Below are 25,144 nucleotides of genomic sequence, written 5' to 3'. Positions count from 1 at the left end.
TCTATCGACTCAATTAAGACCAAGCGGCAGCTGCATTGCAACCATGAATCCACTTTTGTTGGGCTAAGATACCCAATTGATATATCAATTGGCCGTGTTCAGCTGCTTCATGTGCCACGCAAGGCTTTGATTGCTGGAAAGGACCGGTTTGTTGATCCGGGCTCGAATCTCCGGGATGGCTGACAAGGTTCGTAGGTTTGTGCAGCTCAGGAATATGGCGTCGACGGACGAATCCGATCCCAATTGTATTGCGGCATCGATCACGGATTGATTCGAGATGCGAACGACCTTGGCTTCTTCCGCTTCACCAAAGGTGCCAAAGACATCAGTAGATATGCCATTCTCGGCGAATGCTTTGCGAAGCGGTATGTTGACCTCTTCGATATATGGCGACAGCAGCGCAAACTTTGACACCCCGAGGTTGCTGGCGCAGGCCGACGCCGCCCGCAGCGGGTTTGTGACCTCAGCGGTATTGCAGGTTTGCTTGACCAGTTGCGCCACGCGATCGGATCCTATGACCGAACTGGCCGAGGTGCATCCGTAGCCGACGACGCGATAGGGCCGGGCATTGGGCAGCAGGCTGGCAGCATCGGGCAGGGCGGTTTCCATGTCTGCCAGACTATCCGTTGTAACCTCGATACCACTTGGAATGCGGGTAATATGGATCGGGTATTTTTGGTCGGAAAAATACGCGCTGAATTCCGGCTCGAGCGTCTCGTCGGTTTGCAGAACGATCAGCCCAAGAGGTGAGGTATTGGGGTCGTCAGCATCAAGAGTATAAGGGATGCGGCTCATAGTTCGATTACCTCGGGTCCGATTCGTGGGCTGACATATCGTGGCGCGCCTTCAGTGATGACGATGTTTTCTTCGTGAACAAGGATTTTATCGCCCACTGCAATACCCGGTTCGAGCGTAAGCACCATGCCGGGCTCCAATACTGTGTGATCCGTCGGGATAAGAGACGGCCATTCCGTCAGGGACATGCCCAACCCATGACCCAACCGCCCGGCATCCGTTCCTTCGGCATCTCGTGTCAGCACAGTGTTCATTGCGTGAAACAGATCAGCGGCGGTGGCGCCGGGTCTTGCGAGTTCAAACGCTGCATCCGAGGCTTCAATCAACCGGGCATGAGCGGATCTTGTTTCGGGTCTCGCAGACCCAATCGACCAGTTCCGGTCATAGTCGCTGAAGTATCCGTCCCAGACCAACCCAGTATCCAGCATTAATACGTCGCCGTCGGCCAATGGCGTGGGCCGTGCTGGCGAGATAACGTCAGTATACCCGCCCTGTTCCGCGCCTCCGGCCAGATAGGGTACCCAGTCGGCCCCTTCTTCCAGACAAAGTATCTGGAATTTGCGAAACACTTCGTCCAGCGCCACCCCAGCGCGTGCGATTTCCGGTACACGCGAAAAGGCCCGACCAGCAATGCCACACGCGGTTTCAATCTTGGCGATTTCAGCCAGTGATTTGACCATTCGAAGCTGACGCAGGATTCCTTGATCACCGGAAACCTGTCGAGGGCCGATTGTGTTGCGCACGCGCTCAAGATCGGCAAGGGGAATCCGGGCATGGGTTTCGTGACCATCCGGCAACCCAATTTGGCCATCCACTGGTGTCAGTTCATTCAGTGTCTCGGCCAACAATGAGACGCCATCGTCCTGCAGGTCCGGCGCACTCCAGGTTCTGATGTCGTCGATCCATGTCTGGCCCATCAGTGCGGCGCCGATGGATGGGATGACCGCGACCGGGTTTCCTTGCGCGGGCACGATAAGGAACCAGGGGCGGGTCGGGCTTTCCCAGAACCGTGTCAGGAATCCTGTGAAGTGGCGAACATCCGTTTCAGTCGTAAGCAGAAGCGCCGACAGACCGGCGGTTTCCATCAGCTTTTGAGCACGCTGCGTCCGGGCCTCAAACTCGGCCTGTTCAAACCCTCTCATTTGGCGATCTCGAACAGAGTGCACAAAGCGTATGACCGTGCGTTGCTTCCCATGTATGATGTCTCTTTCGTGGTGGGTGTTTTGTGGATGAGTGATTGGTTTTACCGTCTGGTTTTAGGGGCGAAGCGAAAGCATCAAAGGCCAACCTGCCTGAAACGGTCAATTGATGATCCGCGTTCTCTCCTCCAAATGCCTGACCCGCTGACGTGAGCCCATTGGCGAAGTTCTGTCAACCAAAGTTCGCTTGCGAACGGGTGTGCCTTTGTAGGCTTTGATAGCGTTGGGAAAATCTTGTCTGGTTGGATCAGTCGCGGCGCTTACGATCAGACGAATTTGGCCCGCCTCCTGTCCACCAGTCCGGATTCACTGATTTGTGTAAAACTCCAATCTCCGCTTTTTCCAATGAATACAGTCGCAAGATCATTGATTAGTCCTGACATAACCACTTGTTAGCTCTTGCCTAACTGGCAGTAAGAAAGACTCTTCTTTTTAGCGTTCAGCGAGAGTGGCAAGCTCGCTCGGGTGTTGGCCCGAAAGGCTCTGAGCGATGGCGGAATATATCGATACTCTGGTTGTAAGGGCCGGGCAGGCTGGACCTGATGCTGAAATGATTGATGCCGCGATATGAGCTGGCACCTTTTTAGATCTTCCGTGGCAATCGCGGCGTGGCTCCAGCTGTGTCTGGGGGATCAGAGGCGACGTGGCAAATGTCGCAGATCAGATAGCCATCCAGAGAAAATACCGAAACTATTGCCCAGCAGCTGCTGAGTGACGCGACAGGAAAGGAACTGAAACATGACAGTTTTGAACCCAATTGAAGATCCGATCGAAGCGTTGCGGACCAATGTATCGGTCCCGTTTGAACGGGCGCGCGCAATGCCACCCTCAGTCTATTTCTCTGATACCTTCGTGGGGGCTGAGCTGGACAACATCTTCAAGAAGGATTGGTTTTGCGTTGGGCGGGCCAGTTCGTTGGCTGAAGTCGGCGACTATGTGACCTGCGAACTGGCTGATCAGCCTATTGTTGTGCTGCGCGATCGCGATGGCGTCTTGCGAGCGTTCTCGAACGTCTGCCGCCATCGGATGTCAACGTTGCTGCATGGGCGCGGAAAGACGAAATCAATTGTCTGCCCTTATCACGCCTGGACCTACAATCTTGACGGATCCTTGCGCGGTGCGCCCGCGATGACGAGGAACGAAGGTTTCTGCAAAAGCGATTACGCTTTGCCCGAAGTGGCCTGTGAGGAATGGCTGGGCTGGGTTTTCATTACGCTCAACCCCGACGCATCTCCGGTCGCCAAGCAGCTCAAAGAGGTCGAAGATCTGGTCGCTGGTTACGACATGACCAATTACACCGAGACCTTCTTTGAAGAACATCTGTGGGATACGAACTGGAAAGTCCTCGCTGAGAATTTCATGGAAAGCTATCATTTGCCGGTTTGTCACGCCGGGACAATTGGCGGGCTTTCACGGCTTGATGAAATGATCTGCCCTCCGGGTCGCAAGGCGTTCAATTATCACACGATCCTCAAGGAGGAATCGCTGCGCATCGCAATGGCGCATCCCAAAAACGATCGCCTGCAAGGGGACGAGCGCCGCACCACTTTTTTGCTGGCGATTTATCCAAGCCTGCTTATTACGCTGACGCCGGGTTACTTCTGGTATCTTAGCCTGCACCCAAAGGGGCCGTCACAGGTTCAGATCCGCTTTGGTGGCGGTATGTCGGATGACTATGCCGACGACGCCGAGGCGCAGCAAAACCTGGCGGATCTAAAAACGCTGCTGGACGAGGTCAATGTCGAAGACCGGGGGTGTACGGAAAAGGTCTATCGCGGGCTATGTGCGGACGGGGCTGAGCCGGGGCATCTGTCGCATCTGGAGCGACCCAATTTCGACTTTGCGCAATATCTGATGAATCGGATGGATTCGAGTTTTGAGCCCAAGATAAAGGAGGGGGCCTGAGATGCACAGTCAACTAGCCAAACAGTTGCAGGAAATTGCGGCCCTGCCTGCCGACAGACCAATGTCGATGCCGGGGGCGTTTTATACGTCGGCCTCGCAATTTGAACACGAAGCCGCAACCGTCCTGCACCGGGGCTGGCATTGTCTGGGACGCGCAGACGAAGTGCCTGAACCCGGCGATTTCTTTACAGTTCAATTGTTGAATGAACCGCTGATCGTCGTGCGAAAAGCGGACGGTGCCATTGCGGTTCTTGCCAATGTCTGCCGTCATCGGGGAATGCCGTTGGCCGAAGGAAAAGGTTCGGCCAAGCGCTTCATCTGCTCGTACCATGCCTGGGCCTATGATCTGGATGGCAGCCTGATGCGCGCGGCGCGCATGAAGAATGCAGGGTTTGACGCGTCCAACTGCGGACTACACCGGCACAATATGCATCTGTGGAACGGGTTTATCTATGTTAACTTGGACCCGAACGCCCTGCCGTTTGAGTTTCCCGAACTTAACGGACTGCTTGCATCTTATGAGAGCGATTCATTTCGCTTGGTGCATGCAGCGGAGGAGGTCTGGAATACCAACTGGAAATGCCTCGTCGAGAACTTCATGGAAGGGTACCATCTTTCCGTCGTTCATCCACAAACGTTGCACGGGTACACACCGACGGGCATGGCCCGAAAACTGTATGGTGGTGATGGATTCACATCTTACGCGGCGAACTACCCCAAAGATATTCCTTCGCGCGGGCTTGGAGCGAAAGGGTTGTCTGACGACGAACGTTTGCGGTCGACGCTGTTTTCGGTGTTTCCGACACAAGTTGCCAGCCAGGCGGCGAGCTTGCTTGTCTCGCTCAGTATTTTCCCGCTGAATGCCGGGCAGATCCGCGTGAAGTGGACCATGTCGGCCTATGGCAATGATCTGGATGACGACACCATCGCCAAGCGCATCTTGCTTTGGGAAGAGGTCAACCGCGAAGACCGAGAGAAGCTTGAAAAGATGCAAGTGGCCCTGAATTCAGAACATGCATGTTCGGGGCCTTTGGCCGAGGACAATTATGAAGGCACGATACGGGATTTCCAGCTTTGGCTTGCCAAGCAGGACCGTGTCCAGATCGTGGCGTAAAGGACGAGCTCAATGGCCTAACCCGCATCCACAAGTTCAATACTTCTGAAAGGTACTCAGAGCCGCATCCGGACAATGATTTCTGTCAGGCTGTTGAGCGTCAATCCAGCGGTAAGATCGTGTGGCTGCGGGGCAATGCCCCCAGAACCTGACCGATGCGGTTGATATCGATAGCAACGACCCAGTCGGGCAAATCCATAAAGTGATGCCGAGTATTCGCCAGCGTAGCGAAGAGGTGAGCCGAGACATGAGCTATCTGATAAAGGTTGATGCTTATCTCCGCAGATTGATGCTTATTTTTTTAGCGCGCATTAGAACCGCGCGAGGCGCCTTCATATGAAGTGCCGGGTGAGGATTGATCACCTGCAATGTTGACTGGACGCCGCTTGGTCCTTGCTCCACGATGAACGGGCCACTTGAAAGCACCTATATGCCCATCAGACTTACAATACGACAGTTGGAGTATTTCGTTGCGGCCGGAGAGTGCGGCAGTATTGCTGCTGCAAGCCAGAAGCTGAACGTGTCGTCGCCCTCGATATCATCTGCAATCACCCAATTGGAACTAGAACTAGGTCTTCCGCTTTTTGTTCGGCAACGGGCGCAGGGGTTGAAGATGACCGAAGCGGGCAAGACCCTTGCTGTACAAGCTCTCAACGTTCTGAACCAGGCGACCGAGTTGACGCGTATGGCCGGGGCAGTTTCAAATACTGTCCAAGGGCCTTTACGGCTGGGCTGTCTGGTATCGTTCGCTCAGATCGTGGTTTCAAGTCTGCGCCGAAGCTTTGAAGCGAATTACCCGGATGTACGCATGAGTCAGGTGGAACTGACACAGAACCAGATCTTTGCGGCTTTGAGGCGGGCAGAGATTGATCTGGCCCTCAGCTATGACCTGAATCTGCCCCCGGATCTGGAGTTTCACCTTGTTAACGAATTACCTCCATTCGCGTTGTTGTCGCCCGAACATCCCCTTGCTGGTCATGATAGTCTGACCGTTTACGACCTTGCCGTATATCCCATGGTGTTGCTTGATCTGCCTATAAGCTCGGATTATTTTCTGTCGTTTTTTACGCGCGCGGGTCTGAGCCCGATAATCAGCGAGCGGACACGCGACATGGCGGTGATGCGAAGTCTTGTTGCGAATGGGTTTGGATATTCCATCGCCAACTTCCTTCCGCTGAACGATCTGGCGCCTGACGGCAGGCCCTTGAAATTTGTTCCGATAACGGGGGATGTACAACCTATCGCGATGGGGGTGCTGAGCGTGCCCGGATCGACAAGCAGCGGCACCCATGCAGCCTTTGTCGACCATTGCCGCGCGCAGCTGACGTGAATGGAACGACATGAAAGATACTTGGGGCTTGCTTGATCGACTGATTGCATTCGACCCCGTGACCGATCACTCCAACCCTTCGATCAAAGCGATGTCTGCGAGGCATGCACCCGCGCGCTGCGCCCGCGCTGCGCGATATTCATCAGACGCGTAACAGGCCCGCGCCTGTTCGATGCTTTCAAATTCAATGATAACCCGCCGCTGCCAGTTCTGACCTTCCAGAGTTTCCGCCTCGCCCCGCGCCAGAAACCGGGCGCCAAACTTGCGAAAGGCCTCGGGGGCGATGGCCTGATAGCCTTGATAGGCGTCAGGGTCAGTCACGGTGACGTTTGCGATCCAATACCCTTTGGGTGATTCAGTCATTGTTGCTTTCTTCTTCTGCAGCCAGCAGCCGGTCGGCGATTGTGGACACGTCATTCAGATGCTGTTCCACAGCAACGCGGGCCGCGTCGGGGTTTCCGGAAACAATTGCCTCGCAAATCTGTTCCATATGGGCAATGCCGGGGCGATCGCGCTCGGTTATGGACAGCGTCATCATGCGCAACCGACTGATCCGACCATTCAGGCGCTGGACGACATCCCACGCGATGTAATGACCTGCACCATCAAAGATCTCGGAATAGAAATCAGACGTCGTGCGAAAGAGCGCTCCGGGCGTTTTGTCGGAAAAGCCCTGTTTCAAGCGGCTCAGTGCATTTTTGAGGGAGCGGGCACGTTCCGGGGTAATTCTGTGGGCGCATTCTTCGGCGGCTGCGGTTTCAAGCATACGACGAATATCGTAAATTTGGTGTGCATCCTCGCGGCTTATGGTGGCGACGATGGGCCCCCGACCGGGAAGGATCTCCACCAGCCCCTCGGCTTCTAGGTAACGGATGGTTTCCCGGATGACTGTTCTGCTGACGCCCAGTTGATCGCATAAAGGACGTTCGACAAGTCGTTGGCCAGGTTCAAATAACCCTTCAATGATCGCCTCACGCATGCGGTCCTGAACCATGTCGCGCAGGGTCGCGGGCGGGTGATCGATTTTCGTCAGTTTGGGTGTGCTCATGACGGCGACGCTATCGGTTTGATGAAATTTGCACAAGGTATGATTGACAGTTGGTATGATGGTATACCAAATTAAAATAGATCGAATCGCAAGGAATACCGTCATGCCTGCCGAAATCCGAAAAACACTGCTGCATGTAGAAAACACGCTGATCGAAGGCGGCAAAGTTGCCGAACAGCCATTGAAGATGATCGCGGCCATCGCAGTGATCCGTAACCCGTGGGCAGGGCGCGGTTTTGTAGATGATCTCAAGCCCGAGATTCAGGATTGCGCACCGGGTCTGGGCAGCCTGCTGACCGACATGGTGCTTGAGGCGGCTGGTGGCGGTGACATGGTCGAAGGCTATGGCAAGGCGGCCATCGTGGGCGTCAATGGCGAAATCGAACATGGATCGGCCCTGATCCACACTTTGCGTTTTGGTAATTTCTACCGCGAGGCAGTTAGCGCCAAGTCATATCTGGCCTTCACCAATACGCGCGGTCCGGCAAATGCGGCGATGCAAATCCCACTCATGGACAAAAACGATGGTGGCCGTCGCAGTCACTACCTGACAATCCAGTTGCAGGTCGCAGACGCACCGGCGCCGGATGAGATCATGATCGCACTTGGCGCTTCGATCGGGGGTCGTCCGCATCACCGCATCGGAGACCGGTATCAGGATCTCAAGGAACTGGGCCATGACGTCGACAACCCTGCATCTGTCTGAGCCGTTCGGCACAGTCGCGTATCGCGAAACGGGGCTTTCCCATGCCGGGAAAGTTGCACCCGTGGTTTTGATACATGGCGTCGGCATGCAATCGGCTGCATGGGGTCCTCAGCTTGGGGCCCTCGAACAATCGCACCACGTTATCGCGCTGGATATGCCGGGTCATGGTGGCAGTGATCAGATCCCCGCAGGCTCGGATCTGCCGGTTTTTCTGGATTGGTTGCTGGCGGTTCTGGATGCTCTGGCGCTTGACCGTGTCAATCTTGCGGGTCATTCCATGGGGGCGCTGATTGCGGGTGGCCTTGCCGTGCGCAACCCGAACCGGGTTGAGAGGGTCGCTTTGTTGAATGGCGTTTTCTGCCGCGATGACGCCGCGAGCAAGTCGGTGATCGACCGTGCAAAACTGATTGGCACCGGGTCTTTCGATGTTGAAACGCCATTGCAGCGATGGTTTGGTGACACCCCGATTGAACGTGCCGCGCGTGATCAGGTCGCGGCCTGGCTATCGGCGGTCAGTATTGATGGCTATGCCACAGCGTATGGCGCGTTTGCCCGTGGTGACGCCCTATACGCAGACGGGTTCGGCTTAATTTCTGCTCCGCTGTTGGCCTTGACCGGAGATGGCGACCCAAACTCGACCCCGGCCATGTCGCACGCGATGGCAGAGGCTGCACCAAGAGGGACAGCGGTCGTAATTGAAAATCACCGGCATATGGTGAACCTTACGGCGCCGGATACCGTCAATGCAGCGTTGGAAGCCTGGTTGGAAACTCCATTGGAAGAGGGTGGCCCGAAATGATCGAATTCGACCCGAACACTTTGAACAACCCCCGCGCCTTGCGGACTGCGTTCGGCGCCTACATGACCGGCGTCACTGTTGTGACGGCACATGATAAGGCGGGCAATCCGCTGGGCTTCACCGCGAATTCGTTTGCCTCGGTCTCGCTCGAGCCGCCCATGGTTCTGGTATGTCTGGCCAATACCTCGGGCAACTATGCAACTTTTGCGAATACCTCGAAATTTGCGATCAATATTCTGTCTGAGGGACAAATCGAGGTGTCCAACACCTTTGCCCGCCCGGTCGAGGATCGATTTGCGACAGTTGATTGGCAGCCCGGTCCCAACGGATCGCCCATTCTTGATGGCGTGTCAGCATGGTTTGATTGCAGCATGTCCAAAACCGTCGATGCGGGGGACCACCTGATCCTAATCGGTGAAGTTAAGGCTTTTGATCACAATATCGCACCCGGTCTGGGTTATGCGCGCGGTGCCTATGTCACGCCCGCGGCTGAGGCTCAGGCTCTGAGCAAAAAGACCGGCATGGTCGTGTCCGCCCTGATTGAAAGGGATGGCAAGATTCTGCTGCAGGGGGACGGCCATGGCCGCCTGACCATTCCAACCACAGACGACGTGGCAGACGGCGCCAACGCGGCCCTCACCAGATTGATAAACGATAGCGGAGTGCGGGCAGAGCCCGGGTTTATCTACTCCGTATACCAGGATGAAGCGCGCAAACATCAACACATCTCATTCCTGTGTCAGGCCGCCGATGGTGAGCCGACGAACGGTGTTTTTACAGAACTCATCGAGTCCACGCTGATGGATATCGCTGATCCGGCTATCTGCACGATGCTGGAACGGTTCGCCGCAGAAAGCCACATGGGAGATTTTGGGGTGTATTATGGCAACGAGGTGAGTGGCGAGGTTAAACCGCTCACTTCCGGGAGTTAAACTGGCATGAAATTCTCACTCTTTGCGCATATGGAACGGATCTCTCCGGATCAGGATCAGAAACAGTTGTATGACGAGTTCATCCAGCTGTGCAAAATCGCCGATGACGGCGGCATGCATGCGGTCTGGACCGGTGAGCATCACGGGATGAACTTTACCATCGCACCCAACCCGTTCCTGAATCTGGTCGATGTGGCGCGCCACACCAAAAACGTGCGTCTGGGCACGGGCACGGTGATCGCCCCGTTCTGGCATCCGATCCGTTTGGCGGGTGAGGCGGCGATGACCGACATCATCACCGATGGCCGTCTGGATCTGGGCATCGCTCGCGGCGCTTACAGCTACGAATATGAACGGCTCATGCCGGGTATGGACGCGTGGGAGGCCGGTCAGCGTATGCGCGAACTGGTGCCCGCCGTACAAAAGCTTTGGCAAGGGGATTATGCGCACGACGGTGAATTCCACCAATTCCCCAAAACCACCTCGTCGCCTCAGCCGTTGCAACAGGATGGTCCGCCCATATGGGTGGCCGCACGGGATCCGAACAGCCACGAGTTCGCGGTTCAGAATGGCTGTAATGTGCAGGTGACGCCGCTTTGGAACGGCGATGATGAGGTCGAAGATCTCATGTCCAAGTTCAATGCAGCTTGCGAGAAATCTCCGGAAATACCGCGACCCAAGATCATGCTGCTGCGCCATACCTATGTGGCCGAGGATGAGGCGGATGTGAAACAGGCGGCGATCGAACTGAACAGGTTCTACTGTTATTTTGGCGCATGGTTCATGAACAAGCGCGATGTTACGCAAGGTCTGATCGACCCGCTGAGCGACGAAGATATCGCCGCGCATCCATTCTACTCTCCAGAGAATATGGAGCGCGATCTGGTTATCGGTACCGCTGGCACAGTGATCGACCGCATCCGCAAAAGCGAAGCGCTTGGATATGACGAGTACTCGTTCTGGATCGATTCCAGTATGCCGTTCGAGCGCAAGAAAGTCTCGCTGGAGCGGTTCATCAAAGACGTCATGCCAGCGTTTCAATAAAGGGTTGTCGTAAAATGCAGCAGTTTCAACAGTATATCGGCGGTGCTTTTTCGGACGGTGCCGAGCAATTCGACAGTCTGGACCCCGCAACTGGTAAGGTCTGGGCACGGATGCCGGAGGCCAGTGCAAAAGACGTCAATGCCGCTGTTGAAGCTGCTGAACAGGCATTCTTTTCGCCTGAATGGGCGGGTATGACAGCGACCGCACGTGGAAAGCTGTTGTACCGGTTGGCCGACCTGATTGCGGAAAACGCGCCGCGTCTGGCAGAGCTGGAAACGCGCGATACCGGCAAGATCATTCGTGAAACGTCAGCTCAAATTGCCTATGTTGCTGAGTATTATCGCTACTATGCCGGGTTGGCAGACAAGATCGAAGGCGCGCATTTGCCGATCGACAAACCGGATATGGAGGTCTGGCTGCGCCGCGAACCCATCGGCGTCGTGGCGGCAGTGGTGCCGTGGAATTCGCAATTGTTCCTGTCGGCTGTGAAAATCGGCCCAGCCTTGGCGGCGGGTTGTACGGTTGTGCTGAAAGCCTCGGAAGAAGGCCCGGCGCCGATGCTGGAGTTTGCGCGGATCTTTGATCTGGCAGGCTTTCCAAAGGGTGTACTGAACGTCATTACCGGCGGCCCAGTGGCAGGTGCCACGTTGACCAGCCATCCGAAAGTGGCCCATGTCGCCTTTACCGGTGGTCCGGAGACCGCCCGTCATATCGTTCGAAACTCAGCTAAAAACCTGGCTTCCACTTCGCTGGAACTGGGTGGTAAGTCCCCGTTCATTGTTTTTGAGGACGCCGATATTGAAAGCGCCGTGAATGCGCAGGTTTCGGGCATCTTTGCCGCGACGGGGCAAAGCTGCGTTGCAGGCTCTCGCCTTGTGGTGCAATCGTCGGTCAAGGACGCTTTTCTGGCGCGTTTGAAAGAAAAAGCCGAGGCCGTTGTGATTGGTGCTCCGGATGACATGGCGACCGAGGTTGGCCCGCTCTGCACCCGCCGTCAGCGCGACATTGCAGTTGACCTGATTGATCGATCCGTTGCGCAGGGAGCTAAGCTGATCACAGGTGGCAAACCCGTCGACCGCGAAGGGTTTTATTTTCCGCCGACCATTCTGGATTGCTCTGAGGCACCGAACGCTGACAGCCTGACTAATGAGTTCTTTGGCCCGGTTTTGTCGGTTGTCTCGTTTGAGACCGAAGAAGAAGCTATCGCGATTGCAAACAACACCAAATTCGGTCTGGCCTCGGGCTTGTTCACACAAAACCTGACGCGGGCCCATCGCATGATCAAAGCCATTCGGGCCGGCATCGTTTGGGTCAATACCTATCGCGCCGTCAGCCCTATTGCACCGTTTGGAGGTCATGGTTTGTCTGGCCATGGACGCGAGGGCGGAATTCAGGCCGCGTTGGATTATACCAAGATCAAAGCTGTTTGGTTGCGGACCAGTGATGACCCGATCCCGGACCCATTTGTCATGCGGTGAGTGGTTTCTCACTGCAAACAGGGCTAAGCAGAACGCGGCATCTTGACCGGGGCATTGTTTTGCATTCAGAGCGGTCTGGTCAAAATCTGTTCATCATACAGGAAAGTTGCAATGACCCCCGCAGCCCGCGTTCAGGCCTCAATTGAAATTCTTGACGAGATTCTGGCTGGGATTCCGGTTGAAAAAGCCCTGACAGGTTGGGCCCGGCGTAGTCGCTTTGCCGGATCAAAGGACCGAGCGGCTGTCAGGGATCACGTTTTCGATGCTGTACGGTGCAAACGGTCTTTTGCCGCGCTTGGCGGGACCTATACCGGACGGGGCTTGATGATTGGTGCGGTTCGTGCCGCAGGTGGCAACCTGGAAGTGCTGTTTTCCGGCGATGGTTACGCGCCAGAACCTGTTTCAGAAACCGAAGTGACCCGTGGTTTCGCGTCTGATGCCGAGCGCTATGACATTCCGGATTGGCTGTGGCCCCGGTTTGCAACGTCTCTTGGAGACGACGCAGTGCCGACTGCGCAAGCCTTGCAGAGCCGCGCACCAGTTCATTTGAGGGTCAATCTGCTGAAAGCAGACGTTTCTGACGCCATCATGGCCTTGGGCGCGGATGGTATTACTGCATGCGCGCACCCGGCCTGTACCACGGCGTTACAGGTGACAGATGGCGCGCGAAAGATAACTCAGAGCCAAGCTTATGTAGATGGCCTGGTCGAATTGCAGGATGCTGCCAGCCAGGCCGTCGTGTCTTCTCTGGAGTTGCAACCGGGTATGCGCGTATTGGATTTTTGCGCAGGTGGAGGCGGCAAAGCGCTGGCACTGGCCGCGCATCACGGCGTTGAAGTATTCGCACATGATGTCGATCCTGGTCGGATGCGGGATTTGCCAGCCAGAGCCGCGCGCGCAAGCGCCAAAATCAATTTGCTTGCCACAGATGAGATTGCCAGCCACGCGCCATTTGATGTCGTTCTGGCGGATGTTCCATGTTCAGGCAGCGGCGCATGGCGGCGCGCGCCTGCAGGAAAATGGGCGCTGACCGAACAGCGCTTGCAGGACTTAACGGCAATTCAGGGCGGTATTCTAACACAGATCGCACCTCTGGCTGGTGCAGGTGGGACGTTGGCATATGCGACCTGCTCAATGCTGTTGGACGAAAATGATGCTGTCGTTGACGGATTCTTGGCGGAAAACCCGCAATGGCAGGACAAGTTGCGATATTCATGGCGGGTGAAACACGGGACGGATGGGTTCTTTACCGCACACTTGACGCGGTAGTGTCTGGACGGATAGCAACCGAAGGTAGAAAGCGCATTTCAACCTTCGTTAAGCGGGCATTAACCAATTTAAGCCTGTATGAGCCAACGTCCTTGCCCCGAGCCGTTTATGTCCGACATCGCAGAGTTCTTGTCTGATCTGTCCATACGCAAGCCCTTACCGGTCTGGCGCCTTGGGTCTCTTATAATTCTGGCGTCGGTTTTGGGTATCGCACCTGCCACCGGTGTGTTGCCGCCGGATTGGAGCGCGGGGCTGATTGTCGCCGGGGTCTCTTTTTTGGTTGTCGCGCTAGGCGTCATAGTCAAAGGGGTAACAGCCCAAAGGTCCGCGCGTCAGGCGACTGCGATTATGGCTGCTTTTGCGGAACAGGACCTGTTTCCATGCCTGATCGCAAACGCGCAGGGCAACGTTCTGGTGGCCAATTCCAGTGCACAGCAAAGACTTCAGGCGGAGCCGGGCATGAACCTGGTACGCTGTTTGCGATCAGCTTTTGCCAACCCTTCGGCGATCTTGTTGCGGTTGCAGTCTCGGGCCCAGACGCAGGGTCGGGCGCACGAGGATATCGTAACGCAGGGCAACACGATCCCGGTGTCCGTTTTCGAGTTGGGCGCCGAGGTGTTTTGTTGGCGATTTCATTTGGACGAACAGGAGCCTTGGGGCGAATTAGCATTACCCGTTCTGACAGCGGGTCGAAACGGTGTTCTGCTCCGGTTGAATTCTGCAGTTGAGCATCTGTTGGGGTATCGACCAGGCTCTGTGGATCAGGTTTTCCTGGAAGGCCTTCCGGAAAAAGGCGAAATCGGCCAGATGAAAACACAGGACGGGGCGGTGTCGGTTGCCGTATCAGAGCTGTCTCGATCCGGTGTCGGGCGAACCCTTGCTTTGGTTCCGTTGAAAGAGAAACCCGAAGACAGCGTTGGAACGGCGTTTGCTGATCTTCCTGTGCCGATCATGTGCTTGTCCCCGGATGGGACTATCCTCGAGGCCAACAGGCTCGCCGACAAGCTGCTGGGCGACCACCGGCTGAGAGACACCAACGTCAGTCAGATCATGCAGGGACTGGGGCATCCCATTCTGGATTGGCTCGGGCGAACGGCGGCCGAAGAAGAAGCTCAGCGATCCGAGTTTTTGCGACTGACCCGAGATGACAAGGATGTCTTTGTCCAAGTTACGCTGAGCCGGGTGGTGAACGACGGGCAGGTTTGCCTGATTGCGGTTTTGAATGACGCAACCGAACTCAAAACGCTTGAGGCGCAATTTGTGCAGGGCCAAAAGATGCAAGCTGTCGGGCAATTGGCTGGAGGCGTGGCACACGATTTCAACAATCTGCTGACGGCCATTTCCGGCCATTGCGATTTGCTGTTGCTGCGACACGACCAGAGCGATCCGAACTACGGCGATCTGGTTCAGATCAATCAGAATGCCAACCGGGCAGCTGCTCTGGTCAGTCAGCTACTGGCGTTTTCGCGCAAACAGACCCTCAGACCCGAGGTTCTGGATTTGCGGGATACGATCTCGGACCTGATTCATCTTTTGAATCGGCTGGTGGGTGAGAAAGTTCAACTGACCCTCAGTCATGATCCGGTTCTGAAGCCCGTCAGGGCAGATAAGCGCCAGTTGGAACAGGTTCTGATGAATCTGGTGGTCAACGCACGGGACGCGATGCCCGAAGGTGGAGAAATCCGTATTGAAACTGAGGTGGCTCGCCTGACGCAGCCGCTGAGGCGGGATCGCGCTACCGTTCAGCCGGGCGAATACGTGACCGTCAAAGTGATCGACAGCGGTATGGGAATCCCGGCAGACAAACTGCAGAAAGTTTTCGAGCCGTTCTACACGACCAAGCGCACCGGGGAAGGTACCGGGCTTGGGTTGTCCACGGCCTATGGAATCGTCAAGCAAACTGGCGGTTTCATCTTTGTCGACAGCGCGCCGGGGCAGGGGGCCGAGTTCTCTGTTCTCTTGCCCGTTTGCGCCGTTACTGCCAAGGTTGAGCCTGCGGTGGCGGAACCGTCGGACACACAGGGCGCGCGTCCGGGAGAAGGCGTGGTTCTATTGGTGGAAGACGAAGCTCCGGTTCGCGCCTTTGCAACCCGCGCTCTGAGATTGAAAGGCTACACTGTTCTCGAGGCCGAATCTGCCGAAGATGCGTTGCGGGTGCTCGACGATCCCGATCTTTGCGTGGATGTATTTGTCACCGATGTTGTCATGCCGGGAATGGACGGGCCGACCTGGGTTCGCAAAGCAATGGCGACACGTCCTGACGTTCGGGTCGTCTTCGTGTCCGGCTATACCGAGGGTGCATTTGGCGATTCCGGTCCGGAAATCGCAAATTCGACCTTCCTGCCCAAGCCGTTCTCCCTCAATCAGTTGACCGAGGCGGTGTTCCAGCAGTTGAACTGACCCGGCTACAGGGCCGAGTCGTGTATGGTAAATTCGGCCGCATGAGACCTGCGGAACTTGTGTTCGGTTTCGTCCGTCAATGTCAGATTACCCGGCGGGGACACGTTTTCCCGGCTCAGATTGATTTCAAAATCCAGCCTGTCTTGCAGGAAGTTCAGAATTTTATCCTGATGTTCGTATTTGAAGACATGGCTGGCGCCAAACCCGTTGTTGCGTGTGCGAAAGAACTGGCTCTGACTGCCGACATCGGCGAATTCGGGGCGGGGGTTTTGCATATAAGCGCGGACAAACTCATCAAAGCTGAGATTGCGCGTTGAGTGTGGGTGTCCGACGCGGTCCTGCCGGCTGCGGAACCTGTACCAGCTACCCAACCAGTCGATGGGTTCGCGGACAACGGCCATGATCTCCATCTCTGTGTCGTACATTTTTCGAAAGATATTCTGAAAAAATCGGTCATAGCGGCGCACCGGCGCGTGCTTCAGTTCGGGCGGACCAGTGACAACAAAGTCTGCACGGTCGTGCAAAGCCGTATGGTAGGCGGTGCTGCCTGTCTTCGGAACAGCAAGAAACGCAAGTCGTTCCCTATAAAAAACAAGCATTTAAACGCCTCTTCTATATGTCTTCAGTGGATTCAGATTGTCGTAAACGACTCTTTAACACAATTGCAGAACAGTGAGGTTTGTAAGTTTTTATTGAAATGTTCTCTTTTTGGTCCCATAAGGAACAAGAGGCGAACAAAGCAGCGATTGCCGCCCGGCCAAGGGTGTGACAAAAGAGAAGGCGACAGGACAATGGCGGATCTTCTGACGATGAGCGACAAGAAAAACGCGGACAAACAAAAGGCGCTCGACAGCGCGTTGGCCCAGATTGAACGTCAGTTCGGTAAGGGTTCGATCATGAAGCTGGGTGACGACACCAGGCAGGAGATCGAGGCAAGCTCGACCGGCTCTCTAGGGCTGGATATCGCGTTGGGTATTGGCGGTCTGCCGATGGGGCGGATTGTTGAGATCTACGGCCCTGAAAGCTCGGGCAAGACCACGTTGACCCTGCATTGCATTGCGGAACAGCAGAAACGCGGCGGGGTCTGCGCCTTTGTCGATGCCGAACACGCGTTGGACCCGCAATATGCGCGCAAGCTGGGCGTGGATCTGGATGAACTACTGATCTCGCAGCCCGACACCGGTGAACAAGCGCTTGAGATTACCGACACGTTGGTGCGCTCGGGTGCGGTCAACATGGTTGTGGTCGACTCGGTTGCGGCGCTGACGCCGAAATCGGAACTTGAAGGTGACATGGGCGACAGCAGCGTGGGCGTTCAGGCCCGGTTGATGAGCCAGGCAATGCGTAAATTGACCGGATCGATCAATCGCAGCAAATGCATGGTGGTCTTTATCAACCAGATCCGGATGAAGATTGGTGTGATGTTCGGCAGCCCGGAGACAACAACCGGTGGCAATGCGCTGAAATTCTACAGCTCGGTCCGCCTGGACATCCGCCGTATCGGCGCGATCAAGGATCGGGACGAAGTGGTCGGTAACCAGACCCGCGTCAAGGTCGTCAAGAACAAGGTGGCGCCACCATTCAAGCAGGTGGAATTCGACATCATGTATGGCGAAGGCATCAGCAAGATGGGCGAGCTGCTGGATCTGGGCGTCAAGGCCGGTGTAGTCGAGAAGTCGGGGTCCTGGTTTAGCTACGGCGACGAACGGATCGGGCAGGGGCGCGAGAATGCCAAGCAGTATTTGCGCGACAACAGCCGTTCTGCGCTGGAGATCGAAGACAAGATTCGCGCAGCACACGGGTTGGAATTCGACATGCCACCGCCCGCAGAAGAAGACGATATTCTCGAGGCCTAACGGCCGCTGACCGGATCAAGGGCAAAGCCCTTTTGAAAACTAAAACTGCTCGCGACAAGGCGGTCCAACCGGACCGCCTTGTTTCGTTCCGGTGTGCCTATCCTGTGGACACTGCCGAGGTGCGCGGCTAAACCTGCGCAGACCATAATGATTGCGCGCTGAGAGAGCCTTATGCCCACGCTGAACGATATCCGCTCAACCTTTCTGAACTACTACGCCAAGCAAGGTCACGAAGTGGTCGCGTCCAGCCCGCTGGTGCCGCGCAATGACCCGACGCTGATGTTTGTCAATTCGGGCATGGTGCAGTTCAAGAACCTGTTCACTGGAGTTGAAACGCGTGACTATCAGCGGGCCACCACGGCGCAGAAATGCGTGCGCGCGGGCGGCAAGCACAACGATCTGGATAATGTGGGGTATACCGCGCGTCACCACACATTCTTCGAGATGCTGGGTAATTTCTCGTTTGGCGATTACTTCAAGCCCGAGGCGATTCCCTTTGCCTGGGAACTGATCACCAAAGAATTTGGAATCGACAAAAACCGCCTACTTGCCACGGTATATCACACCGATGACGAGGCGTATGAAATCTGGAAGAAGGTGGGTATCCCCGAGGACCGGATCATTCGTATCGCCACCAGTGACAACTTCTGGCAGATGGGCCCAACCGGCCCCTGCGGTCCCTGTACTGAGATTTTCTATGATCACGGTGATCACATCTGGGGCGGTCCTCCGGGCTCGGCCGAGGAAGATGGTGACCGGTTCATCGAAATCTGGAACATCGTTTTCATGCAGAACGAGCAGTTCGCGGACGGCTCGATGGTCGAGCTCGATATGCAGTCGATCGACACCGGGATGGGGTTGGAGCGGATCGGCGCGCTGCTTCAGGGTAGCCATGACAACTATGACACCGACCTGTTCAAAACGTTGATTGAAGCGTCGGCTGAAGTGACCAACGTCGATCCATATGGCGACCAGAATGTGCACCACCGTGTGATTGCGGATCACCTCCGCTCGACCTCATTCCTGATCGCTGATGGGGTGATGCCGTCGAATGACGGACGCGGTTACGTCCTGCGCCGGATTATGCGCCGCGCCATGCGGCACGCGCATCTTTTGGGCGCGAAAGATCCGGTCATGCACCGTTTGGTGCCAACGCTGGTTCAACTGATGGGGGCGCAATATTCGGAACTTGGGCAGGCCCAGCCGTTGATCGAAGAAACGCTGCTGTTGGAAGAGACCCGGTTCAAGCAAACGCTGGATCGCGGCTTGAAACTGCTGGATGACGAAATCGCAAGCCTGCCCGATGGTGATCCACTGCCCGGAGATGCGGCGTTCAAATTGTACGACACCTACGGTTTCCCGCTGGACCTGACACAGGACGCGCTGCGTGAGAAAGGCCTGGCCGTGGACACGGATGGCTTTGATGTCGCGATGGCCGAACAGAAGGCCAAGGCACGCGCGGCGTGGGTCGGATCAGGTGAAGCTGCGGATCAGGCTGTTTGGTTTGATGTGCTGGACAGCGCCGGAGCCACGGATTTCCTTGGATACGACACCGAAAAAGCCGAAGGGCAGGTAGCAGCCCTCGTGGTCGACGGTGCTTTGGTTGACAAGATCGAACAGGGTGGCAGCGGCTGGGTTGTAGTCAACCAGACGCCGTTTTATGGCGAGGCTGGTGGTCAGATCGGGGATACCGGCGAGATCCGTCGGTTGGACGAGCGGGACGACATCTCCCGTGTCGAAGACACCCGTAAATTTGCCGACGGCAAGGTTTACGCTCATAAGGTCACGGTCGATCACGGGGCGCTGTCCTTGGGTGACGCGGTTGAGCTTGAAGTCGATCATGCGCGTCGCACTGCAATCCGGGCCAACCACTCAGCTACGCATTTGCTGCATGAGGCGCTGCGCGAAACGCTGGGCGATCACGTGGCGCAGCGTGGTTCGTTAAATGCCTCGGATCGACTGCGTTTTGATTTCAGCCATTCCAAGGCGTTGACTGCGGAGGAAGTGCAGAAAGTCGAACGCGAGGTGAATGACTTCATCCGACAGAATTCGGTTGTCGAAACCCGTGTCATGACGCCAGATGACGCGCGCGGTTTGGGGGCTCAGGCCCTGTTCGGTGAGAAATACGGCGACGAAGTGCGTGTTGTCTCAATGGGCAAGGCGCCCACCGGCAAGGGGCACGATGGTGAAACTTGGTCTATTGAACTGTGTGGCGGAACCCATGTGCGTCAAACTGGCGATATCGGCACATTCGTTGTGCTGGGCGACAGCGCTAGCAGCGCCGGTGTTCGGCGGATCGAAGCACTGACCGGGGATGAGGCTTACCAGTATCTCTCGGCTCAGGATCATCGTCTGGCGCAGGTCGCGCTGGAGCTCAAGGCACAGCCGATCGATGTCGTCAACCGTGTCAAAGCGCTGCTGGACGAGCGTAAATCCTTGCAAAATGAAGTTGCTCAACTGCGGCGCGACCTGGCTATGGCTGGTGGTGCGGGGCAGGGCAACGGCAGTGAATCTCATATAGTCAATGGGGTCCAATTTCTGGCGCAGGCGCTGACTGGGGTCTCTGGCAAAGATTTGCCTGCATTGATTGATGAACATAAAAGCCGCTTGGGTTCCGGTGCAGTTTTGCTGATTGCCGATACCGGCGGAAAAGCCGCTGTGGCAGCCGGGGTGACACAAGATCTGACGGACAAGATCTCGGCGGTGGACTTGGTTAAAGCTGCCGTTGTGGAATTGGGCGGAAAAGGGGGCGGTGGTCGCCCCGACATGGCGCAGGGCGGCGGCAGAGATGCCACGAACGCGGAGGCTGCGATCAAAGCAGCTGAACAGGTATTGGGAGGATAAGATGGCTGCACTCTGGATTGCACATGTGACGGTGACGGACAACGAGGCATATGGGAAGTATGCTGAGCTGGCCGGACCTGCAATTGCCAAACACGGGGGCGAGTTCATCGCCCGCGCCGCCCGCTATGTACAGCTGGAGGGCAAGGAGCGTCCGCGTAACGTTGTGGCCCGTTTTCCATCCGTTGAAGCTGCGGTTGAGTGCTACAATTCACCTGAATACCAAACAGCGCTTAATCACGCACGCGACGCAAGCGAACGTGAGTTGGTGGTTGTCGAGATTGCTGACTGAGAATCAGAAATCGCACATCAGACTTGTGTGATATTATCCAAATCGCCAGTCTGTAAGCGATTTTCAGCTTAGCCTGCCATGGCTGATTGTGGCGATAACCCGCAAGAGCGGGATGTGATCTTTATTTCATAAATGTCATGGGCTTAAGTATCGCGACGCGAGTAATCGTGTGAATTTCGCGCCACAATTGTGGCCGCTTGATCTAAATTCGAGCGCGAAATGGTCAAAATCAGTGACGAATTTCTGCCTCTTTTCCCCTTCAGTTTGACCTGAGATTGCATACTTGGACCGGATTACGGATAGTTTCTGAAAACGGAATATGGTCCTGTTTGACCGCAATCGCTCGGGAAAACTTGGATCGAGGGACAGGCATGAAATCGTTTGGCAGTGAGTTCAAGTCCGCAATCGGGCGCGTCGCGCTGATGTCTGGGCGGACCTTTGGAGTGTTTGCCTTGGTTGTGGGCTCTTTTGTGGGCGCATCGGCGGCGAACGCCTCTGAAGGTGCTTTTATCCCTAGTGTTCATGTTTCGCCGCCCCCGACTGGTGCAAATCAGCTGTGTCGCCAATATAGCTGGGCTTGCTCCAGCAAGCGGTCGGTGTCTCTGTCCAGCCAGCAGGAAATGCAGATTATTAACCGGGTGAACCGCCAGGTTAATGCCTCTACCCGCGAAGTTACCGACCAATCGCAGTACAAGACACGCGAAAGATGGGCTTTGCCGACGTCTCAAGGTGGAGACTGCGAAGATTTTGCCCTCCTGAAGAAAAGGGATTTGATTACTGCGGGTGTGGATCCCAAAAGGCTCTTGATCGCCACTGTCCTGGATACACGCCGTAATTCACATGCTGTTTTGGTTTACCGCTCGGCAAGTGGTGATCTGGTTTTGGATAACCTTACGAATCGTATCAAACCTTGGGCAGACACCCGGTACTTGTTCCTGCGTATGCAGGACCCCAATCAACCTCGCCGATGGGTTGGTGTTTTTGGGCAAGGTTAACTCGACTATCTGAATTCACGCTCAGATGCACACAAGAAGCCGGTAGAAGGATCGCCTTCACCGGCTTTTTGTAAGACGTGCGCTATCAGTCTTTAGCTCCACCGCCGGAACCGCCGCCGTCACCACCACCAGAGCCGGAGCCGCCGCCGTCACCACCACCAGAGCCGGAGCCGCCGCCGTCACCACCACCAGAGCCGGAACCGCCGCCGTCACCACCGCCAGAGCCGGAACCGCCGCCGTCACCACCGCCAGAACCGGAACCGCCGCCGTCACCACCACCAGAGCCGGAGCCGCCGCCGTCACCACCGCCAGAGCCGGAACCGCCGCCGTCACCACCGCCAGAGCCGGAGCCGCCGCCGTCACCACCGCCAGAGCCGGAGCCGCCGCCGTCACCACCACCAGAACTTGACCCACCAGAGCTGGACCCGCCAGAGCTGGACCCGCCGGAGCTGGACCCGCCAGAGCTGGACCCGCCGGAGCTGGACCCGCCGGAGCTGGACCCGCCAGAGCTGGACCCGCCAGAGCTGGACCCGCCGGAGCTGGACCCGCCAGAGCTGGACCCGCCAGAGCTGGACCCGCCGGAGCTGGACCCGCCGGAGCTGGACCCGCCGGAGCTGGACCCGCCAGAGCTGGACCCACCAGAGCTGGACCCGCCGGAGCTGGACCCGCCAGAGCTGGACCCGCCTTCTTGGGATGCTCCATCTCCTGATCGTTGAGTTGAAGTTCCGGTCGAAGCTGTCGGGAAGTCAGTTAAAACTGCGGCAAAGCCCGGGCAAAATTGCAGTGTCCGAGCCAAAATATCTTCGAAGTCGGGCCTACGATGAATGTACCGCAACATTCGGGAATCAACGACACTGCACGCACAAAGGGTTTCAGTTGATACGGACTGCTTTGCGGTTCGTATCGTACATTTCTCGGCAGCTTGTGCTGCACCCGCTGTTAAAATGGGAACTGCGGCTGACGCAAAAACAAATGAAAATAAATGGGATTTAATGCGCATAGCGCGTCTCCTCGGTACTCGTTACTCAACTACGCCGTCCTTATGCACCACAAAAACCCGGGCATGTATGAACGACGTCACACTTTCGACATGAATACACCTTTGTCTGGCCGGATTCACAAGGGCCAAATGAAGCGTATTTCTCAGAATTGACTATCGCTAGGGTAGATTGTCCTTGTAAAACATGAAGAAGACCTGACGTAACGGCAGGTCTTCCTCTAGCGATCATTTTCAAAATGGATGAAAAAATGTCACAGGGGCGCTACTGTTTCCAATCCAAGCAGCGCCCAAAGGGGCCTCAATCAAGCAGATCTCGCCATTCTCTTGCGCTCATGGGGGTCCAAATACCGCTTGCGCAGACGCACAGCGTTGGGGGTGACCTCGACCAATTCGTCATCATCGATATAGGCGATGGCCTGTTCCAACGAGAACTTAATTTGAGGCGTTAGCCGAACTGCGTCGTCAGACCCACTGGCGCGGACGTTCGTCAGTTTTTTACCCTTAAGCGGGTTCACTTCCAGGTCGTTGTCGCGCGAATGTTCACCGATAACCATGCCCTGATAAACATCAGTTTGCGGACCAACGAACATACGACCGCGTTCTTCAAGGTTCCACAGCGCGTAGGCAACGGCCTGACCATTTTCCATGGAAATCAACACACCGGCACGACGGCCCGGGATTGCACCCTTGTGGGCGGCCCAGCCATGAAAGACGCGGTTCAGAACGCCGGTACCGCGAGTGTCAGTCAGGAACTCTCCGTGATAGCCGATCAGGCCACGCGACGGCACATGAGCGATGATCCGGGTCTTGCCAACTCCGGCAGGGCGCATCTCGGCCAACTCACCCTTGCGGGTTCCAGTGATTTTCTCGATCACAGCGCCCGAGAATTCGTCATCCACGTCAATGGTGACTTCTTCGATGGGCTCAAGACGCTGGCCGTCCTCCTCGCGGAACAGGACCTGCGGGCGTGAGATGCTAAGTTCAAAGCCTTCACGGCGCATGTTCTCGATCAGAACGCCCATCTGCAATTCGCCGCGGCCAGCAACCTCAAACGCTTCGCCGCCGGGCGTGTCCGAGATGCGGATCGCCACATTGGATTCGGCTTCTTTCATCAGTCGGTCGCGGATCACACGGGACTGAACTTTCTTGCCGTCACGACCCGCCAAAGGAGAATCGTTGATGCCGAAGGTCACGGTGATGGTCGGAGGATCGATTGGTTGAGCGGGCAGGGCTTCTTCAACTTGTGGCGACACCAGAGAGTCGGCCACTGTGGCTTTGCTCATCCCGGCGATGGTCACGATGTCGCCCGCTTCGGCCACATCAATCGGCTGCTGGCTAAGGCCACGGAAGGCCAGAATTTTGGAGGCCCGGAAATTCTCGATCACGGAACCATCGCGGCTAAGCGCCTTGAGGTTGTCGCCTGCTTTGAGGGTACCACTTTCCACGCGGCCCGTCAGGATGCGCCCGATGAATGGGTCGCTGCCCAGCGTAGTGGCCAGCATGCGAAACGGTTCATCCTTGTGGGTCGCCTGCTCGGGGGCTGGGACGTGGTCGACGACCAGGTCGAACAGCGCGGCCAGATCTTTGCGCGGCCCGTCCAGCTCCATATCGGCCCAGCCCGAGCGGCCCGAGGCATACATCGACGGAAAGTCCAGCTGATTGTCATCGGCGCCCAGGTTGGCGAACAGATCGAAACACTCATCCAGGGCACGGTCGGGTTCCGCATCGGGTTTGTCGACCTTGTTCAGGACCACGATGGGGCGCAGCCCCAGCGCCAGCGCCTTGGAGGTGACGAACTTGGTCTGCGGCATCGGGCCCTCGGCGGCATCAACCAGCAGGACGACACCGTCAACCATGCTCAGGATACGCTCGACCTCGCCACCAAAATCGGCGTGGCCGGGGGTGTCAACGATGTTGATCCGTGTGCCTTTCCACTCAACCGAGGTGGCCTTGGCCAGGATGGTGATGCCACGTTCGCGTTCGAGGTCATTGCTGTCCATGGCGCGTTCCGCCACAGCCTGATTTTCCCGGAACGCGCCGGATTGTTTGAGCAGCTCATCCACCAGGGTCGTCTTGCCGTGGTCCACGTGAGCGATGATTGCGATATTGCGCAGGTCCATGAGAGGTCAGCCTTTGAACGG

Annotated in this window: 21 protein-coding genes; 14 read left to right on the top strand and 7 right to left on the bottom strand. The window is 56.5% G+C overall.

The features are described 5' to 3' along the window. Nucleotides 1-84 precede the first annotated feature (84 nt). Together HW561_RS05855 and HW561_RS05850 are read right to left on the bottom strand one after the other, a co-directional pair. Nucleotides 85-795 (bottom strand): maleate cis-trans isomerase family protein, encoded by a 711-nt coding sequence (locus HW561_RS05855; protein ID WP_176862655.1) that lies wholly within the window; start codon nt 793-795, stop codon nt 85-87. Further along, on the bottom strand, nt 792-1,937 hold the full coding sequence (locus HW561_RS05850) for a M24 family metallopeptidase (protein WP_176862653.1): 1,146 nt from the start codon (nt 1,935-1,937) through the stop codon (nt 792-794). The genes HW561_RS05855 and HW561_RS05850 overlap by 4 nt, the downstream gene beginning before the upstream one ends. A 795-nt stretch (nt 1,938-2,732) precedes the next feature. Between HW561_RS05850 and HW561_RS05845 the strand changes: the two genes are divergently transcribed. The 3 genes from HW561_RS05845 to HW561_RS05835 all read left to right on the top strand — a co-directional run bounded on the left by HW561_RS05845 (nt 2,733) and on the right by HW561_RS05835 (nt 6,343). After that, the gene (locus tag HW561_RS05845) at nt 2,733-3,899 is read left to right on the top strand and encodes an aromatic ring-hydroxylating oxygenase subunit alpha (protein WP_176862651.1); all 1,167 of its coding nucleotides are present in this window, start codon (nt 2,733-2,735) and stop codon (nt 3,897-3,899) included. A 1-nt stretch (nt 3,900) separates the two neighbouring features. Continuing rightward, nucleotides 3,901-5,013, top strand: coding sequence for an aromatic ring-hydroxylating oxygenase subunit alpha (locus tag HW561_RS05840; RefSeq protein ID WP_211198536.1), 1,113 nt, complete (start codon nt 3,901-3,903; stop codon nt 5,011-5,013). A gap of 430 nt (nt 5,014-5,443) precedes the next feature. Further along, nucleotides 5,444-6,343 carry a LysR family transcriptional regulator gene (locus HW561_RS05835; RefSeq protein ID WP_176862649.1) on the top strand — a complete coding sequence of 300 codons (900 nt, stop codon included), beginning with the start codon at nt 5,444-5,446 and terminating at the stop codon, nt 6,341-6,343. A 66-nt stretch (nt 6,344-6,409) separates the two neighbouring features. Here the strand turns inward: HW561_RS05835 and HW561_RS05830 are convergent, their stop codons facing one another. Further along, entirely contained in the window at nt 6,410-6,706 is a 297-nt protein-coding gene (locus tag HW561_RS05830) for a DUF1330 domain-containing protein (protein WP_176862647.1), read from the bottom strand. Continuing rightward, on the bottom strand, nt 6,699-7,391 hold the full coding sequence (locus tag HW561_RS05825; protein WP_176862645.1) for a GntR family transcriptional regulator: 693 nt from the start codon (nt 7,389-7,391) through the stop codon (nt 6,699-6,701). The genes HW561_RS05830 and HW561_RS05825 overlap by 8 nt, the downstream gene beginning before the upstream one ends. Before the next feature lie 103 nt (nt 7,392-7,494). On the opposite strand from HW561_RS05825, the gene HW561_RS05820 reads away from it, so the two are divergent. The 7 genes from HW561_RS05820 (at nt 7,495) to HW561_RS05790 (ending at nt 16,019) form a co-directional block, all read left to right on the top strand. Further along, the gene (locus HW561_RS05820; protein ID WP_176862643.1) at nt 7,495-8,097 is read left to right on the top strand and encodes an amino acid synthesis family protein; all 603 of its coding nucleotides are present in this window, start codon (nt 7,495-7,497) and stop codon (nt 8,095-8,097) included. Next, the gene (locus HW561_RS05815) at nt 8,069-8,896 is read left to right on the top strand and encodes an alpha/beta fold hydrolase (RefSeq protein WP_176862641.1); all 828 of its coding nucleotides are present in this window, start codon (nt 8,069-8,071) and stop codon (nt 8,894-8,896) included. The genes HW561_RS05820 and HW561_RS05815 overlap by 29 nt, the downstream gene beginning before the upstream one ends. After that, nucleotides 8,893-9,828: a flavin reductase gene (locus HW561_RS05810; RefSeq protein WP_176862639.1), complete on the top strand. Its 936-nt coding sequence runs from the start codon at nt 8,893-8,895 to the stop codon at nt 9,826-9,828. Before HW561_RS05815 ends, HW561_RS05810 begins: the two co-directional genes overlap by 4 nt. Nucleotides 9,829-9,834: 6 nt before the next feature. Beyond that, the gene (locus HW561_RS05805) at nt 9,835-10,872 is read left to right on the top strand and encodes an LLM class flavin-dependent oxidoreductase (protein ID WP_176862638.1); all 1,038 of its coding nucleotides are present in this window, start codon (nt 9,835-9,837) and stop codon (nt 10,870-10,872) included. Nucleotides 10,873-10,886: 14 nt separating this feature from the next. Further along, nucleotides 10,887-12,350 (top strand): aldehyde dehydrogenase, encoded by a 1,464-nt coding sequence (locus tag HW561_RS05800; protein ID WP_176862636.1) that lies wholly within the window; start codon nt 10,887-10,889, stop codon nt 12,348-12,350. A 111-nt stretch (nt 12,351-12,461) separates the two neighbouring features. After that, nucleotides 12,462-13,619: an RsmB/NOP family class I SAM-dependent RNA methyltransferase gene (locus tag HW561_RS05795; protein ID WP_176862634.1), complete on the top strand. Its 1,158-nt coding sequence runs from the start codon at nt 12,462-12,464 to the stop codon at nt 13,617-13,619. A gap of 108 nt (nt 13,620-13,727) precedes the next feature. Beyond that, nucleotides 13,728-16,019, top strand: a complete 2,292-nt coding sequence (locus HW561_RS05790) for an ATP-binding protein (protein ID WP_176862632.1) — start codon at nt 13,728-13,730, stop codon at nt 16,017-16,019. Between the two features lie 5 nt (nt 16,020-16,024). On the opposite strand, the gene HW561_RS05785 is transcribed toward HW561_RS05790, so the two are convergent. Next, entirely contained in the window at nt 16,025-16,618 is a 594-nt protein-coding gene (locus HW561_RS05785; protein ID WP_176862630.1) for a sulfotransferase family 2 domain-containing protein, read from the bottom strand. 192 nt (nt 16,619-16,810) lie between these two features. Between HW561_RS05785 and recA the strand changes: the two genes are divergently transcribed. From recA to HW561_RS05765, 4 genes are all read left to right on the top strand, one after another. Continuing rightward, nucleotides 16,811-17,875 carry a recombinase RecA gene (gene recA, locus HW561_RS05780; RefSeq protein ID WP_176862628.1) on the top strand — a complete coding sequence of 355 codons (1,065 nt, stop codon included), beginning with the start codon at nt 16,811-16,813 and terminating at the stop codon, nt 17,873-17,875. A 171-nt stretch (nt 17,876-18,046) separates the two neighbouring features. Next, the gene (alaS, locus tag HW561_RS05775) at nt 18,047-20,719 is read left to right on the top strand and encodes an alanine--tRNA ligase (protein ID WP_176862626.1); all 2,673 of its coding nucleotides are present in this window, start codon (nt 18,047-18,049) and stop codon (nt 20,717-20,719) included. A 1-nt stretch (nt 20,720) separates the two neighbouring features. Further along, entirely contained in the window at nt 20,721-21,008 is a 288-nt protein-coding gene (locus HW561_RS05770; protein WP_176862624.1) for a DUF1330 domain-containing protein, read from the top strand. A gap of 371 nt (nt 21,009-21,379) precedes the next feature. Continuing rightward, nucleotides 21,380-22,003 (top strand): transglutaminase-like cysteine peptidase, encoded by a 624-nt coding sequence (locus HW561_RS05765; protein ID WP_176862622.1) that lies wholly within the window; start codon nt 21,380-21,382, stop codon nt 22,001-22,003. A gap of 389 nt (nt 22,004-22,392) precedes the next feature. Here the strand turns inward: HW561_RS05765 and HW561_RS24260 are convergent, their stop codons facing one another. Continuing rightward, a complete protein-coding gene (locus HW561_RS24260) occupies nt 22,393-22,698 on the bottom strand; it encodes a pentapeptide repeat-containing protein (RefSeq protein WP_408015366.1) in 306 nt (101 codons plus the stop codon). Between the two features lie 607 nt (nt 22,699-23,305). Next, nucleotides 23,306-25,123, bottom strand: a complete 1,818-nt coding sequence (gene typA, locus HW561_RS05755) for a translational GTPase TypA (RefSeq protein ID WP_176862620.1) — start codon at nt 25,121-25,123, stop codon at nt 23,306-23,308. Nucleotides 25,124-25,144: the final 21 nt, after the last annotated feature.

The organism is Ruegeria haliotis, from assembly GCF_013377785.1.
In the GTDB taxonomy this organism is placed as follows: domain Bacteria; phylum Pseudomonadota; class Alphaproteobacteria; order Rhodobacterales; family Rhodobacteraceae; genus Ruegeria; species Ruegeria haliotis.
This window is presented reverse-complemented; position numbering and strand designations above follow the sequence as displayed.

Bases quoted from the DNA above. Each gene is read 5' to 3' on its own strand.
- HW561_RS05855 (WP_176862655.1), bottom strand. From the start codon at position 795: ATGAGCCGCATCCCTTATACTCTTGATGCTGACGACCCCAATACCTCA.
- HW561_RS05850 (WP_176862653.1), bottom strand. From the start codon at position 1,937: ATGAGAGGGTTTGAACAGGCCGAGTTTGAGGCCCGGACGCAGCGTGCT.
- HW561_RS05845 (WP_176862651.1), top strand. From the start codon at position 2,733: ATGACAGTTTTGAACCCAATTGAAGATCCGATCGAAGCGTTGCGGACC.
- HW561_RS05840 (WP_211198536.1), top strand. From the start codon at position 3,901: ATGCACAGTCAACTAGCCAAACAGTTGCAGGAAATTGCGGCCCTGCCT.
- HW561_RS05835 (WP_176862649.1), top strand. From the start codon at position 5,444: ATGCCCATCAGACTTACAATACGACAGTTGGAGTATTTCGTTGCGGCC.
- HW561_RS05830 (WP_176862647.1), bottom strand. From the start codon at position 6,706: ATGACTGAATCACCCAAAGGGTATTGGATCGCAAACGTCACCGTGACT.
- HW561_RS05825 (WP_176862645.1), bottom strand. From the start codon at position 7,391: ATGAGCACACCCAAACTGACGAAAATCGATCACCCGCCCGCGACCCTG.
- HW561_RS05820 (WP_176862643.1), top strand. From the start codon at position 7,495: ATGCCTGCCGAAATCCGAAAAACACTGCTGCATGTAGAAAACACGCTG.
- HW561_RS05815 (WP_176862641.1), top strand. From the start codon at position 8,069: ATGACGTCGACAACCCTGCATCTGTCTGAGCCGTTCGGCACAGTCGCG.
- HW561_RS05810 (WP_176862639.1), top strand. From the start codon at position 8,893: ATGATCGAATTCGACCCGAACACTTTGAACAACCCCCGCGCCTTGCGG.
- HW561_RS05805 (WP_176862638.1), top strand. From the start codon at position 9,835: ATGAAATTCTCACTCTTTGCGCATATGGAACGGATCTCTCCGGATCAG.
- HW561_RS05800 (WP_176862636.1), top strand. From the start codon at position 10,887: ATGCAGCAGTTTCAACAGTATATCGGCGGTGCTTTTTCGGACGGTGCC.
- HW561_RS05795 (WP_176862634.1), top strand. From the start codon at position 12,462: ATGACCCCCGCAGCCCGCGTTCAGGCCTCAATTGAAATTCTTGACGAG.
- HW561_RS05790 (WP_176862632.1), top strand. From the start codon at position 13,728: ATGTCCGACATCGCAGAGTTCTTGTCTGATCTGTCCATACGCAAGCCC.
- HW561_RS05785 (WP_176862630.1), bottom strand. From the start codon at position 16,618: ATGCTTGTTTTTTATAGGGAACGACTTGCGTTTCTTGCTGTTCCGAAG.
- recA (WP_176862628.1), top strand. From the start codon at position 16,811: ATGGCGGATCTTCTGACGATGAGCGACAAGAAAAACGCGGACAAACAA.
- alaS (WP_176862626.1), top strand. From the start codon at position 18,047: ATGCCCACGCTGAACGATATCCGCTCAACCTTTCTGAACTACTACGCC.
- HW561_RS05770 (WP_176862624.1), top strand. From the start codon at position 20,721: ATGGCTGCACTCTGGATTGCACATGTGACGGTGACGGACAACGAGGCA.
- HW561_RS05765 (WP_176862622.1), top strand. From the start codon at position 21,380: ATGAAATCGTTTGGCAGTGAGTTCAAGTCCGCAATCGGGCGCGTCGCG.
- typA (WP_176862620.1), bottom strand. From the start codon at position 25,123: ATGGACCTGCGCAATATCGCAATCATCGCTCACGTGGACCACGGCAAG.